Origin of the sequence: Aeromonas sp. FDAARGOS 1405, from assembly GCF_019048265.1 — a bacterium.
GTDB classification, from domain to species: Bacteria; Pseudomonadota; Gammaproteobacteria; order Enterobacterales; family Aeromonadaceae; genus Aeromonas; species Aeromonas veronii_A.
The window spans coordinates 55,907-70,434 of record NZ_CP077311.1; the positions used below are offsets into that span (position 1 = coordinate 55,907).

General features: G+C 59.7%; 14 protein-coding genes. 13 read left to right on the plus strand and 1 reads right to left on the minus strand.

Annotation, left to right across the window (positions count from 1 at the left end; genetic code table 11):
• Positions 1 to 25 precede the first annotated feature (25 nt).
• The 13 genes from I6L35_RS00210 (at position 26) to I6L35_RS00270 (ending at position 13,890) form a co-directional block, all read left to right on the plus strand.
• Positions 26 to 541 carry an AAA family ATPase gene (locus I6L35_RS00210; RefSeq protein ID WP_216979237.1) on the plus strand — a complete coding sequence of 172 codons (516 nt, stop codon included), beginning with the start codon at positions 26 to 28 and terminating at the stop codon, positions 539 to 541.
• A gap of 11 nt (positions 542 to 552) precedes the next feature.
• Positions 553 to 1,329 (plus strand): phosphotransferase family protein, encoded by a 777-nt coding sequence (locus tag I6L35_RS00215; RefSeq protein WP_254204514.1) that lies wholly within the window; start codon positions 553 to 555, stop codon positions 1,327 to 1,329.
• Between the two features lie 535 nt (positions 1,330 to 1,864).
• Positions 1,865 to 3,772, plus strand: a complete 1,908-nt coding sequence (locus tag I6L35_RS00220; protein WP_216979238.1) for a fructose-specific PTS transporter subunit EIIC — start codon at positions 1,865 to 1,867, stop codon at positions 3,770 to 3,772.
• A gap of 583 nt (positions 3,773 to 4,355) precedes the next feature.
• A complete protein-coding gene (gene uhpT, locus I6L35_RS00225) occupies positions 4,356 to 5,762 on the plus strand; it encodes a hexose-6-phosphate:phosphate antiporter (RefSeq protein WP_005334609.1) in 1,407 nt (468 codons plus the stop codon).
• A 218-nt stretch (positions 5,763 to 5,980) separates the two neighbouring features.
• Positions 5,981 to 6,286 (plus strand): PTS fructose transporter subunit IIB, encoded by a 306-nt coding sequence (locus tag I6L35_RS00230; protein ID WP_005334611.1) that lies wholly within the window; start codon positions 5,981 to 5,983, stop codon positions 6,284 to 6,286.
• Positions 6,286 to 7,053, plus strand: a complete 768-nt coding sequence (locus I6L35_RS00235) for a PTS sugar transporter subunit IIA (protein ID WP_216979239.1) — start codon at positions 6,286 to 6,288, stop codon at positions 7,051 to 7,053. The genes I6L35_RS00230 and I6L35_RS00235 overlap by 1 nt, the downstream gene beginning before the upstream one ends.
• A gap of 104 nt (positions 7,054 to 7,157) precedes the next feature.
• Positions 7,158 to 8,057 (plus strand): 23S rRNA pseudouridine(2457) synthase RluE, encoded by a 900-nt coding sequence (gene rluE, locus I6L35_RS00240; protein WP_216979240.1) that lies wholly within the window; start codon positions 7,158 to 7,160, stop codon positions 8,055 to 8,057.
• 96 nt (positions 8,058 to 8,153) lie between these two features.
• Entirely contained in the window at positions 8,154 to 8,621 is a 468-nt protein-coding gene (locus tag I6L35_RS00245; RefSeq protein ID WP_216979241.1) for an NUDIX hydrolase, read from the plus strand.
• Positions 8,622 to 8,778: 157 nt separating this feature from the next.
• On the plus strand, positions 8,779 to 9,885 hold the full coding sequence (gene mnmA / locus I6L35_RS00250; RefSeq protein ID WP_058052872.1) for a tRNA 2-thiouridine(34) synthase MnmA: 1,107 nt from the start codon (positions 8,779 to 8,781) through the stop codon (positions 9,883 to 9,885).
• Between the two features lie 23 nt (positions 9,886 to 9,908).
• The gene (hflD, locus tag I6L35_RS00255; RefSeq protein WP_005334622.1) at positions 9,909 to 10,523 is read left to right on the plus strand and encodes a high frequency lysogenization protein HflD; all 615 of its coding nucleotides are present in this window, start codon (positions 9,909 to 9,911) and stop codon (positions 10,521 to 10,523) included.
• A gap of 129 nt (positions 10,524 to 10,652) precedes the next feature.
• Complete coding sequence (purB, locus tag I6L35_RS00260) at positions 10,653 to 12,023, plus strand: adenylosuccinate lyase (protein WP_005334624.1); 1,371 nt, start codon at positions 10,653 to 10,655, stop codon at positions 12,021 to 12,023.
• A 139-nt stretch (positions 12,024 to 12,162) separates the two neighbouring features.
• Positions 12,163 to 13,293: a cupin domain-containing protein gene (locus I6L35_RS00265; RefSeq protein ID WP_005334626.1), complete on the plus strand. Its 1,131-nt coding sequence runs from the start codon at positions 12,163 to 12,165 to the stop codon at positions 13,291 to 13,293.
• 183 nt (positions 13,294 to 13,476) lie between these two features.
• Complete coding sequence (locus I6L35_RS00270) at positions 13,477 to 13,890, plus strand: hypothetical protein (protein ID WP_216979242.1); 414 nt, start codon at positions 13,477 to 13,479, stop codon at positions 13,888 to 13,890.
• Between the two features lie 96 nt (positions 13,891 to 13,986).
• Here I6L35_RS00270 and I6L35_RS00275 read toward each other — a convergent pair whose 3' ends face one another.
• Positions 13,987 to 14,526, minus strand: coding sequence for a GNAT family N-acetyltransferase (locus tag I6L35_RS00275; RefSeq protein WP_216979243.1), 540 nt, complete (start codon positions 14,524 to 14,526; stop codon positions 13,987 to 13,989).
• Positions 14,527 to 14,528: the final 2 nt, after the last annotated feature.

A 14,528-nucleotide genomic window follows, 5' to 3' on the forward strand; every position in this document is an offset into this window, starting at 1 on the left:
CTGTTCCAGAAAAGAGCACTCATAGATGAAACGCATTCTGATTATTGGTAACTCGGGATCGGGCAAGAGCTGGTTGGCAGCTCGATTGGCTGAGGGGTTAACTATCCGCGAGGTCAATCTGGACACCATTGTCTGGCAGCCGGGCGGCTTTAACCAAAAACGGCCCCAGCATGAGATTGACCATGCCATTCAGACACTTGCTCAAGAGCAATCATGGGTGGTCGAAGGGGTATTTGGTGCCCTGGCCGAGCAACTGCTTGATGCCGCCGATACCCTGCTTTTTCTGGATCTTGACTGGTCTGTATGCCGTGATTCACTGCTATCGCGCGGATCACAAAACGCCAGGCAAGGGGATGCAGTGGCAGCCGAAGAGAACTTTCAACAACTGCTGGTGTGGGCATCGGAATATGGGCAGCGAGCCGGCAAAAGCTCCCGCCAATTCCATCAAGAGCTGTTTGATCGATTCCCAAACGACAAGCACCGTTTCACGACTCGCACAGAGGTAAATAGCTATCTCACGCAACTGACCACTCATAGCTAACGGGGTAGAGGATGACGCAACAGGAGTTGGCGAAAATGGGGGGCGCTTCGGTAAATATCCAGCTGCTGGATGGCAAGCCCTGTATCAGAAAAAGCTGCGCATCGCCTGTCGAGCGCCATTTCTACCAACGCGCCGCACTGCATTTGAGCGGGCTCAACACTCCTTCCCTGCTCAAGGTCGAAGGGGAGACCCTGTTCCTTGAGCAGATCCCTCATCCGGTCACGCTCACGCAGCTGCACCACAACGAACAGACCTTTGCTCAGCTGGCCTGCCTGCATAACGCCAACTATCAGCCCGACTTTGCGGTGAAAACTCACGGCTGGTCGCTCGCCGACACCAACGAGGCGCTCTCTGTACTCTGCCTGCCGGAAGCGGTAAACGAGAAGATCCGCCATATCCAGCAAGTCGGCCACGAACTATTCGAGGAGTCATACCTGATTTCGGGAGATAGCAACGAGGGAAACTGGGGCACCCGCGACAATGGTGAGCTGGTGTTGTTTGACTGGGAGCGATTTGGTTATGGTAGTCCGGCCATCGATCTGGCCCCGCTGGTGCCGTGGATGGGTTCGCTGGCTGAATATGAAACCATCATTGAACGCTATCTGCGCCACAGTTCGCTGCTCTCTGGCGACCGGTTGCTGCGCCATCTCGTCATAGCTAAGTGCTGGCTGATTATTGAAGTCACCAATCTGCTGACCAGAAGGGAGAAGCCGCAGGCAGAGCAATATCTGGAGTGGTATCGGCAACAAGTTCCCCACTGGCTGGAGTCGGTGGCGCATATGGTGTAGTCCGTAGGTTCGAATAGCGCAGCGTATTTGGACGTTCGCGTTATCACCTCTCTCTTTTCAGCCATCCCTCTCTTGCCACCACACTTTCTTCCCAAACAACGCCCCTCTGCGTTCGCTCTGCCAATCCAATTGGCCTCCGCCATCAGGCGCATAAAAATCCTAATCCGCCCGACGAAATGGCGACTTTTTGTGAGAAAGGTCACATCTGATAACGCCTTAAAACCACATATAAATCCAGACCCCACTGATGATTAATTTATTGACATGACGCATTACAAACCTGGTTTCGAGGCCAACCATAATCCATTTGTCTGTTTTTAAAGAAAAAATCAGCAATGACCTGAAAATGGCGAGTCCTGCCTGAAAACGGGATCTTCATCACATCGCGTTTTACTGCGCACAAAAATCCAGTGATTAGCACATTTGTCCGATAGGGAGGGAACGAGCGAGCCACGATAATGAACAGGTCATTTTTATCCAGTACGTCGATACGTACTCACGCATAGCTTCCGTCACCGGAAGCGGGGAGAGCGCCATGATCACCACCTTGATCAATGAACATCTGATCAACCTCGATTTGAAAGCGACGCGTAAGGAAGAGGTCTTCACCGAGATGGCCCGCCTGCTGGCGTCGCAAGGCAAGGTCAGCAACGAGCAGGCCTTTATCAAGGATCTGTGGGCCCGCGAAGATCTGGGTAACACCGGCTTTGAAGAGGGCGTGGCCCTGCCCCACGCCAAGAGTGCGGCGGTATGCAATCCGGCGGTCGCCATCGGCATCAGCCGCAACGGCATCGAGTACGGCGCCGAAGATGGCAAGCCGTCCCACATTTTCTTTATGATCGCCTCCCCCGATGGCGGCGCCAACCACCATATCGAAGTGCTGGCCGAGCTCTCCGGCAAGCTGATCGAAGAGGGCTTTATCGCCAAACTGCTGGCGGCAAAAACCCCGGCCGATGCGCTAGCGCTGCTGCTGACCAAGAAAGAGGAGCAGAGCGCGGCCCCGACCACCAGCAAGGGCTTTATCATCGGTGTCACCGGCTGCCCGGCCGGTATCGCCCACACCTATCTGGCGGCCGAGTCGCTGGAGCGCGCCGCCAAGGAGCTGGGTTATGAGGTGAAGGTGGAGACCAACGGCTCCATCGGCGTCAAGAACAGCCCGACCGCAGACGAGATTGCCCGCGCCACCGCCATCGTGGTGGCCTGTGACAAGCAGGTGGACATGGCCCGCTTCGCTGGCAAGCCGCTCATCAAGACCGGCGTAAAAGCCCCTATCAAGGATGGCAAGGGTCTGATCGAGCAAGCCCTGAAAGCCCCCGCCTATGTGGCTGGCAAAGAAGATAAAAAAGGTGAAGAGAAGAACGCGGGTGGCAGTTCCGATCTCTATCGCTACCTGATGAACGGCGTATCGCACATGATCCCGTTCGTGGTGACCGGCGGTCTGTTGATTGCGCTGGCACTGGCCATCGGCGGCAACCCGACCCCGAGCGGCATGCAGATCCCGGAAGGGAGCATGTGGAACCAGATCCTCAACGTGGGCGTGGCCGCCTTCACCCTGATGATCCCCATTCTGGCGGGCTATATCGCCTATGCCATCGGTGATCGTCCGGCACTGGCACCGGGCTTTATCGGCGGCTGGATCGCCAACAACGGCAGCTTCTACGGCGCTGACGCCGGTACCGGCTTTATCGGTGCCATCATTGCAGGCCTGTTGGTCGGCTATCTAGTGCGCTGGATTGCCACCCGTCAGTACCACAAGATGGTGCAACCGCTGGTGCCGATCCTGATCGCCCCCATCGTCGGGTCGCTCTTTATCGCTGCGGTCTTCATCTTCATCATCGGCGCCCCGATTGCCGACATGATGACTGGCCTGAACGCCATGCTGCTCTCCATGAGCGGTGGCAGTCTGGTGCTGCTGGGTATCGTGCTGGGTGGTATGGCCGGCTTTGATATGGGTGGCCCGGTCAACAAGGTGGCCTTCCTGTTCTCGGTGGGCATGATTGCCTCCGGTCAGACCCAGTTTATGGGTGCCATGGCCTGCGCCATCCCGGCTGCCCCTCTTGGCATGTCGCTGGCGACCGTGCTCGGTCGCAAGCTCGGTATCTTCGATGCCTCTGAAATCGAAGCGGGCAAAGCCGCCGGTGCCATGGGTCTGGTGGGAATCTCCGAAGGGGCGATTCCGTTCGCCGCCCGTGACCCGCTGGCCGTTATCCCGGCCAACATTCTGGGCAGCATGACCGCCGCCGTGATGGCCTTCCTGTTCGGCATCACCAACAGCGTTGCCCACGGTGGCCCCATCGTGGCCCTGCTGGGCGCCGTCAACAAGCCGCTGCTGGCCCTGCTCTGCATGATCTGCGGCGCCATCGTCACCGGCGTGGTCGCGGTTGCCCTGAAAAAGCTGCGAGTCAAAAAGAGTGACGAGGTGACCCTGGCCAAGGCGGCCTGAGTCCCCCCTCGCCATCGCGGCTCGTAGAGCATAAAAGAGGCCACCCCACGGGGTGGCCTCTTGTTTTTTGGGGATAGCTGGCGAGCCGTATTTCCCAAAATCGCCCCCCGAGAAATGGTGGTCAATCAGCCCTCTCCCTTCACTTTTCCCCTTACCTTTCCCTGGCTCCCTTCTGGCCTATCCATCCCACCAGCCCAGCCCAGCCCAGCCCAGCACTCGCACAAAGCGCCAAACTGGCTGAAATGGCAGCAATCCGGCGTCAGCGGTGTGATGTTTCTCACGCTTTGTCCGCGAAAGCGCAAAAACTAGGAAAATTTCCTAGCCCCACTAGGGATGGCTCTCAAGCCATTTTTTGCCCCTCTTATTAGAGTCACCCCACCTGATGTCGTGACCAGCACCGCGACGGGCAATGTGCCCCGTCATCCCGTGCCGGGCCCGGGTTTATATTGATGGAGCGTCGAGCGCAGCAACGGCTGACAGCCCCGACGTTCCGTTCCCCCTTCCGTGGCGTGACCTCGAACAACCTATCTACAAATGAGGGGCGCGGCGGAAATACCGTCTATCTCGCAGAGGATGAACGAAGATGTTGAAATTGCTCCAACAGGTCCGGGTCCCCACCCTCGACCTGCCGGTCGAAGCCCGGCGCAAGCTCTGGTTCAAGCCGTTTATGCAATCTTATCTGGTTGTATTTATTGGCTATTTGACCATGTATCTGATCCGCAAGAACTTCAACATTGCGCAAAATGACATGATCCAGGAGTACGGTCTCTCCATGACCGAGCTTGGCATGATCGGCCTTGGCTTCTCCATCACCTACGGGGTGGGCAAGACCATCGTCTCCTACTACGCCGATGGCAAGAACACCAAGCAGTTCCTGCCGCTGATGCTGATCCTCTCCGCCCTGTGCATGCTGGGCTTCAGTGCCAGCATGGGTGGCACCGGTTTCAGCCTCTACTTCATGATCTTCTTCTACGCCCTGAGCGGTTTCTTCCAGAGCTGTGGCGGCTCGTGCAGCTACTCCACCATCACCAAGTGGACCCCTCGCAACAAGCGCGGCACCTATCTGGGCATGTGGAACCTCTCCCATAACGTGGGCGGGGCCGGCGCGGCCGGTGTGGCGCTGTTCGGTGCCAACTACCTGTTCGATGGCAACGTGCTCGGCATGTTTATCTTCCCCTCCATCATCGCGCTGATCGTCGGCTTTATCGGCTTGCGCTTTGGTAGCGATTCACCGGAAGCCTATGGCCTTGGCAAGGTGGAAGAGCTGTTTGACGAAGTAGCGAGCGAAGAGGATATCGCCACCGAAGAGCAGAAGCTGACCAAGTGGCAGATCTTCGTGAAGTACGTGCTGCTCAACAAGGTGATCTGGCTGCTCTGCTTTGCCAACATCTTCCTCTACGTGGTGCGTATCGGTATCGACCAGTGGTCCACCGTCTATGCCCACCAGGAGCTGGGCTTCTCCAAAGATGTGGCTATTCAGGGCTTTACCTTCTTCGAAGTGGGCGCACTGGTCGGCACCCTGATGTGGGGTTACCTCTCCGATCTGGCCAATGGCCGTCGTGGTCTGGTGGCTTGCGTGGCGCTGGCGCTGATCATCGCGACCCTGGGTCTCTACCAGCATGCGACTACCCAGTTTATGTTCCTGGGCTCCCTGTTCACCCTGGGCTTCCTGGTGTTCGGTCCGCAACTGCTGATCGGCGTCGCCGCCGTGGGCTTCGTCCCCAAGCAGGGCATCAGTGTGGCCGATGGTGTCAAGGGCACCTTCGCTTACCTGATTGGTGACAGCTTCGCCAAACTGGGTCTGGGCATGATCGCCGATGGCACCCCCATTTTCGGTCTGACCGGCTGGACCGGCACCTTCGCGGCACTGGATATCGCAGCCGCCGCCTGTCTGGTGCTGATGGGTTGTGTCGCGGTCGCCGAGGAGCGCAAGATCCGCCGCATCAAGCGCGAACTGAAAGCCGCCGAGCTGGCTGCCCAGACCGCCTGATAGCCATAACAACAGACGCAGATTGTTCAGGGCTACCCACAGGGGTGGCCCTTGTTGTTTGGGAAAATCCCAATCCCTGCTGGCCCATATCAACCTGCACTGCCGTTCAAGGGACGGGCATATCCCCATCAAGATCCCACTTTTCATATGGACTTTTGGTAAAAGCCCCCCGCTGGCGCTATCTTGTTGCTCCCCCTTGTCAGCATCACAGAGAGCAGATGAAGATCGTCGCCGTCACCGCTTGCCCGACCGGTATCGCCCATACCTATATGGCTGCCGATGCCCTGCAAAAAGCCGCCACTGGGCTGGGACTCAAGATCAAGGTCGAGACACAGGGCGCCATGGGCATGGAAAACATGCTGACCGCCCGCGATATTGCCAGCGCCGACCTGGTGCTGATTGCCTCCGATATCGAGATTGAGCAGAAAGAGCGCTTCCTCGGCTGCACCATCCATCAGGTGAGACTGGAAACCGTGCTGCTGGATGCCAACGCCGTACTCAAGGCCCTGCCGATCCCGGCCTGATGCTGACCCGCGAAATCACCTTCTACTGCCAGCAGGGGTTGAGCATCACCCAGGCCAAGCAGTTGAACCGGCTGGCGGGGATGTTCAAATCCACCATCCGCTGCGCCAACCTCACCCGGCGCCAGACCGTTGTCGCCAGCAACCAGCTCTCCCTGTTGACCCTCGCCACCCAGCCCGGCGATCTCTGCCAGTTGCAAATTGAAGGGTGCGATGCCGAGCTCGCCCACATGGCCTTCACCTGCTGGTGCGGTGAACTGGGTCAACCACTGGTGCGCCCGCGCACCGCCGCGCTGGCGGAGTTGCGACTGGCAAATGCCCTGCCCGACTACCATTTTGCCCTGCGCCAGCTGGCCTACAGCCCAGTGCCGCTAACTAAGGCCGAGGCCCTCGAGCATCTGATCGATCTGCTGCCCGCCGAGCTGATCACCGATCGCGCCACACTGATCGCCGCGGTGGAGCGGCGCGAGCAGGTCTCGGCCACCATCATCCGCCCCGGCCTTGCCATGCCCCATGTATTGAGCGAAGGGATCAGCCAGCCAGCGCTGACCCTGCTTAGCTGCAAAGAGCCCATAGAATGGGGCTCTCAGATAGGGCCGGTGCAGACCGTTATTCTGCTAGCGGTGCCGGTTGGTAGCGGACGGGAGACCCTGCGCCCCCTCACCCGACTGGCGCAGGCGATGATCGACGATGTGGTCAGCCATGCCCTGCTGTTGGCGGGCTCGGCCCCCGCCCGTCAGGCTATCGTGATCGAGAGCCTGCTGAGCTAGGCGAATTGGCTCTGGGCACTGCTTGTTGAAACCCCAGCCATTCATCCTGCCCTCAGCACCCTGTGGTACACTCGCTGCCATCGTCTGTCTGAAGTGTGTATCCGATGAAATCTCCCCGCTCCCGTCTCTCTGTCAGCCGTACGCCGCGCGATAACGCCCCGCGCACGGCGGCCAAACCAGCCGCCCCCCGCCATGCATCCCCCCGCAAACCGGAGCTGGCCCCAGAGGATCGCAAATTGCTCCTGCTGAACAAGCCCTACATGGTGCTCTGCCAGTTCACCGACGAGGCGGGCCGCGAGACCCTCAAGGATTACATCAAAGAGCCCGGCATCTATGCCGCAGGGCGGCTCGATCGCGACAGCGAGGGGCTGCTGCTGCTCACCAATGATGGCAAGCTGCAGGCGCGCCTCACCCAGCCGGGGGAGAAGACCCCCAAGACCTACTGGGTGCAGGTAGAAGGCATCCCGAGCGAGGAGAAACTGGCCGCCCTGCGCGCCGGGGTGGAGCTCAATGACGGCATGACCCTGCCCGCTGGGGCGCGCATTATGAATGAACCTGCGGTATGGCCGCGCAATCCGCCCATTCGCGAGCGCAAGGAGATCCCCACCAGCTGGCTGGAGATCAAGATCATCGAGGGGCGCAACCGGCAGGTACGGCGGATGACCGCCCATATCGGCCACCCCACCCTGCGCCTTATTCGCTACGCCATCGGCGACTGGACCCTCGACGCGCTGGCACCGGGGGAGAGCCGCACCCTGCCCGCCCCCGAGCTGGCCCCGGCGCCACGGCCAGCTGCCACGCAAGGCAAAGCACGAACATCCGCCAAGCCACAGGGAGCAGGCAGCCACAGCGCACCACGAACGGCCCGCCGCCCCCAGCATCAGGGCCAAGAGCAGGCACCCGGCCAAGGGCGGGGCAGCCGTGAGGCCGAGCCGCGCCCTGGCAATCGCAGCGGCGGGCGCGGCACCGCCCGTCGCCCGGCCCGCAGCAAGCCGTCGGAATAACACGCGTAAGCCATTTGGCCAGCGTGCCGTCACCTGAACAGCACAGTTAAATCGAGCGCCCTGCCGGGGCACCGCCAACCAGACAAGGAGTCCCTTATGAGCGATCACCCACCGCTGCCCACCCGCCTCACCGTGGCCGCCCTGGTACACTGGCAGGGCCGCTTCCTGCTGGTGGAAGAGGAGATCAAGGGCCAGCGCCGTTTCAACCAACCCGCCGGCCATGTGGAGCCGGGGGAAAACCTGATTGACGCGGCCTGTCGTGAGCTGAAAGAGGAGACGGGGCTGACCGCCACGCCGACCGCCTGGCTTGGTACCTATCTGTTCAAACCGGCCGACAGCGAGGCCACCTATGTGCGCACCGCCATCATCTTCGACCTTGAAAAAGCGCCGGGTCAGCACCATCCAGAGGATCCTGACGGCGATGTGCTGGCTTGCCACTGGCTCACTCTGGAAGAAATAGCGGAATGCAAACCGGCTCTGAGAAGCCCCTTGGTGTGGCAGTGTATTCAGGATTATCTGGCGGGTACACGGCTGCCACTGTCGGCACTCAAGGCCTTTATCTGAGGCCATTTGACACTCTTTTTCGGTGACAAAGGCCAACAACAGAAAAACGATTTCCTGCTATCAGGCTCCTGATGGGAACTGCGGCATGGAGATGTGACCGGGGGCGCAAAACTCTGGTAGAATACGCCCCGTTTAAACGAACTGGTAACTTCGACTAATGACAGACAACAGCCAAATCAAGGTGATCGTCGGCATGTCCGGCGGCGTGGATTCTTCCGTCTCGGCCTACCTGCTCCAGCAGCAGGGCTATCAGGTCGAAGGCTTGTTCATGAAGAACTGGGAAGAAGACGACACGGACGAGTACTGCTCTGCCGCCCAGGATTTGGCTGATGCCAAGGCCGTCTGCGACAAGCTGGGGATGAAACTCCACACCATCAACTTCGCGGCCGAGTACTGGGACAATGTGTTCGAGCACTTCCTCGAAGAGTACAAGGCTGGCCGCACGCCAAACCCCGATATCCTGTGCAACAAGGAGATCAAGTTCAAGGCGTTCCTCGAATTTGCCGCCGAAGAGCTGGGTGCCACCTACATCGCCACCGGCCACTATGTGCGCCGTGACGACAGCACCGGCCGCCCGCGCCTGCTGCGCGGTCTCGACAACAACAAGGATCAGAGCTACTTCCTCTATACCCTGAGCGAAAAGCAAGTGGGTCAGAGCCTGTTCCCGGTTGGCGATCTGGAGAAGCCGGAGGTGCGCCGCATCGCCGAGCAGCTCGATCTCATCACCGCCAAGAAGAAAGACTCCACCGGCATCTGCTTTATCGGCGAGCGCAAGTTCAAGGACTTCCTGGCCAAGTTCCTGCCCGCCCAGCCCGGTAAAATCGAGACCGTGGATGGCAAGGTGATCGGCGAGCATCAGGGTCTGATGTATCACACCCTGGGCCAACGCAAGGGGCTCGGCATCGGTGGTCGCAAAGATGCCACCGAAGAGGCCTGGTATGTGGTCGACAAAGAGGTCGAGCGCAACGTGCTGGTGGTGGCGCAGGGCGAGCATCCCCGCCTCTACTCCGATGGCCTGATTGCAAGCCAGTTGCACTGGGTGGATCGCACTCCCATTCGCGAACCGCGTCGCTGCACCGTCAAGACCCGCTACCGTCAGCAGGATATCCCCTGCCTGATCCAGCCCATCGACGACGAGACCATCCGGGTCATCTTCGACGAGAAACAGGCTGCGGTGACCCCGGGCCAGTCCGCCGTCTTCTACGACGGGGAAGTGTGTCTGGGCGGTGGCATCATCGAACAACGTTTCAGCCATCCGGTTTGAATCCTTAACAGAAGGCAGCAGACGTGAGCGATAAATTCCAAGACAGAACAATGGCCTTTGCCGGCATCTGCCAGGCCGCGTATCTGGTGCAGAAGGTGGCCCGAGACGGCAGCTGTGACGAGGCCGCCCTGCGCGAGAGCCTCTCCAGCATTCTGGTGACCAACCCGAGCCAGCCGCTCGAGGTGTTCAACAACACCCATCTGGCCATTCGCGACGGCTACCGTGCGCTGGTCGAGCAGCTGGGTGCCGACGGCAGCCAGAAGAATGCCGAGCTGACCCGCTACGTGGTAAGCCTGATTGCACTGGAGCGCAAGCTGGCCAAGCGCAAGGACATTCTCAATATGCTGGGTGAGCGGATCAGCCAGATTGGCCGCCAGCAACAGCACTTCGATCTGCTCGACGAGCAGATTTTGGCCAACATGGCGAGCATCTACAGCGATCTTATCAGCCCCATCGGGCCGCGCATCCAGGTGGCGGGTACCCCGCTGTTCCTGCAGCAGCCGCTGGTGCAGCACAAGGTGCGCGCCCTGCTGCTGGCAGGCATTCGTGCCTGCGTGCTGTGGCGTCAGCTCGGTGGCAGCCGCACCCAGATCATCTTCGCTCGCAAGAAGATGGTGGAGCTGGCCAAACGTTACTAATCATCGGCTCGCGCGCGGGCAAGCGAGGTCGACATCAGGGTGAACAGCCGCACATCCGCCCTGACGACGACTCAGCCCCACGTGCGAGTGGATACGGATCCCCCACACAAATCATCAGGAGTTCACCCCATGGAGCTGTCCGCGCTGACTGCTGTTTCCCCGATTGACGGTCGTTATGGCGACAAGGCCGATGCCCTGCGCCCTATCTTCTCCGAATTCGGCCTGCTGCGTTTTCGCGTTGAAGTCGAGGTTCGCTGGTTGCAGAAACTGGCCAGCCACGCCGGGATCCCGGAAGTCCCTGCCCTGAGCGCGGCCGCCAACGCCCTGCTCGACGGCATCGTCAGCAACTTCAACGAGAGCGACGCCGCCCGCATCAAACAGATCGAGCGCACCACCAACCATGATGTGAAAGCGGTGGAGTACTTCCTCAAAGAGAAAGTCGAAGTGAACCCGGAGCTGGCGGCTGTCAGCGAGTTCATCCACTTCGCCTGTACCTCGGAAGACATCAACAACAACTCCCACGGTCTGATGCTGAAAACCGCCCGCGAAGAGGTCATCAAGCCTTATTGCGAAAAGCTGATCAGCGAGCTCAAGCGTCTGGCTCACGAGTATCGTGACATGCCGCTGCTCTCCCGCACCCACGGTCAGCCTGCCACCCCGAGCACCATGGGCAAGGAGATGGCCAACGTCGCCTACCGTCTGGAGCGCCAGTTCAAGCAGATCATGGCGGTGGAGATCCTCGGCAAGATCAACGGCGCAGTCGGCAACTACAACGCCCACCTCAGCGCCTACCCGGATGTGGACTGGCACCAGTTCTCCGAGGAGTTTGTTACCTCCCTGGGTCTGACCTGGAACCCCTACACCACCCAGATCGAGCCGCACGACTATATCGCCGAGCTGTTCGACGCCATGGCCCGCTTCAACACCATCCTGATCGACTTCGACCGCGATGTGTGGGGTTACATCTCCCTGGGTCACTTCAAGCAGCGCACCATCGCGGGGGAAATCGGCTCCTCCACCATGCCGCACAAGGTCAACCCCATCGACTTCGAGAACTCCGAAGGCAATCTGGGTCTGGCCAACGCCGTGTTCCAGCATCTGGCGAGCAAGCTGCCCATCTCCCGCTGGCAACGTGATCTGACCGACTCTACCGTACTGCGCAACCTGGGTGTGGCGGTGGGTTACTCCCTGATTGCCTATCAGGCGACCCTCAAGGGCATCTCCAAGCTGGAAGCCAACGACGCCGCCATGGCCGCCGATCTGGATGCCAACTGGGAAGTGCTGGCCGAGCCGATCCAGACCGTGATGCGCCGCTACGGTATCGAGAAGCCCTACGAGAAGCTCAAGGAGCTGACCCGTGGTCGCCGCGTCGATGCCGAAGGGATGCGCACCTTTATCGACACCCTGGAGTTGCCGGAAGCGGTCAAGGTTGAGCTGAAGAAGCTGACCCCGGCCAACTATATCGGTGACGCCCAGCGTCTGGTCGATCTGCTGAAGTAAGCCAACCGGCAGTGACGAAGGGGCCCTGTGCACGATACGCCACAGGGCCCCTGTTATTTTCCCTGCCACGGCAGGATCCCGAGTGGCTTTTCCCAAGCCTGCCTTGGGCAAAACCTCTTTGCGAGACACGAGAAACAGCATGTACGAACTCAATCTGGATATCGCTCACTTCCTCGAGCACTACTGGCAGAAGCGCCCGCTCCTTATCAAGGGTGGCTTCACCGACTTTCAGGATCCCATCAGCCCGGATGAGCTGGCGGGTCTGGCCATGGAAGAGGTGGTAGAGTCCCGCCTCGTCACCCGTTTCGACGGCAAGTGGGATGCGGCCCACGGTCCCTTCGAATCCTATGACCATCTGGGCGAAGAGAACTGGACCATTCTGGTACAGGCTTGCAACCACTGGGCTCCCGAAGTAAACGAGCTGGCGGTACCGTTCCAGTTCATTCCGGGCTGGCGCTTTGACGATGTGATGGTGAGCTTCTCCACTCCCCATGCGGGTGTCGGCCCTCACATCGACAATTACGATGTGTTCATCACCCAGGGTCTGGGCAAACGCCACTGGCGAGTCGGCGATGCCAAGCCCCTCAACGAGTTCGCCGCCCACGCCGCCCTGCTGCACTGCGAGCCGTTCGAGGCGATCATCGACGTCATCATGGAGCCGGGCGACATCCTCTACATTCCGCCCGGATTCCCCCACGAAGGCTACGCCATCGAGCCCTCCATGAACTTCTCGGTGGGTTTCCGCGCACCGGATGCCAAGGCGCTTATCTCCTCCTTTGCCGATCACCTGATCGACAACGAGGTGCGTACCGAGCGTTACGGCGATGCCGATCTCAAGCCCCGCGCCCGTCACGGCGAGATCCAGCCCCACGAGCTGCACCGTCTGCGCGAGCTGATGCAGCAGGCCCTCGATGACGAGACTCTGTTCAAGGAGTGGTTCGGCACCATGATCTCCGAGGCCAAGCACGATCTGGACGTCAATCCGGTGGAGCCAGACTACAGCGCCGAGGAAGTGGCCGACCTGCTGACCCAGGGCGAGCCAGCCATCAAGGTACCAGGCCTGCGCACCGTCTGGTTTAGCGGCGAGAGCCAGCAGTGCTTCATCGATGGCGAAGCCTGGACCCTGCAGAGCGAAGACGCGGCAGCCATTTCGCTCTTGTGTGACAAGGACATCATCACTCAGGCCGATATGGTGGAGCTGGCCGATCAGGCTGGTTTCCTGCAACTGCTGACCCGTCTGGTCAACCGTGGTTACTGGTTCTTCAACTGATCCGGCAGTAACCGAAGGATAAAAAGGCGCCTTATGGCGCCTTTTTTGTCACTCAGAGGCGGTTCAATTAACAATCGATGCGCGAAGCTGAACCCACTATTGATGAACCGACAGGTGGTGATTTATTGAACTAAAATGGATGGGTATCATGCGTCCGTCCCTGTTCACAAGAGAAGCGCCAACATGCAAATCACCTCCCGGCCCATGCCGCTGCCCGATTACGGCAAATATCCCTCCTCTCCCGCTGTCACACCCGAGCAGGTCAGTCAGGCCCGTAACGAAGCACTGACCAAGAAGGATGAAGTGCAGGCACAGAGCGAAGAGAGAGCAACGGCTCGCAGAGCCATGGCGGTCTCTTATACGGCTAACCAGCAAGATAAAGCCGTGGTGGAGCGCTACCTGGAGGCCAGCGGTCAGGAGAGCGACAGCAAGTCGGGCCCGAGCACGGCTGATATGTATCAGGCTGCGACTCGCTACCAGCGCCAGCAGAATCTCAGCGACTACATGCAATTCCAGCAGAGCCCGCTCGCCCAGCAGATGGGTGACATGGTGGGCGAAGATAATCGCAAGGGCACCCAGCTCGACATCATTGCCTGAGCCAATTTGCTCGAATAAGTCCGGCAGGGACTGATATAAACTGAAAAAGCCCTCGATGAGGGCTTTTTCGCTATGGCTTGTCGCTGCAACTTCTCGCTATAAATAGGACTCTTCTGCCTGCGCGTCCGGCAGCTCGTCGGGAAGTTCATCAAACAGGGGGTGATAGAGCACCTCCCCCTGCACTCCCGCAAACCCCCCTTCCTGCAGCTCCATCGCCATAAAGCAGTCGGCAGGCACCTCATAGATGCAGTGGAGGCCAAACTCGCTGGCCGGGCGGAAACCGAAACGGCTGTAATAGGCCGGATCCCCGAGTACTACCACCCCTTTCCAGTCCATCTCGAGCGCCGTATCAAGCCCTTCACGGATAAGATCCGAGCCAATCCCCTGACCTTGCCAGTCAGGATGAACCGCGACCGGCGCCAGACCGAGCCAGGGCCCTTCCATGCCGTTAATGGTGATCGGGCTTAGCATCAGGTGCCCCATGAACTCGTACTCTTCCTCTTCGACCATGGTCACTACGGCGGCACCACATTCGCGCAGGCGGTTGACCAGTTCGGCCTCATCGGAACGACCGAAGGCGGCACTCAGCAGCTCATAGACCGGCAGCATGTCACCGGGGCGCTCGGTTCTCAACATCA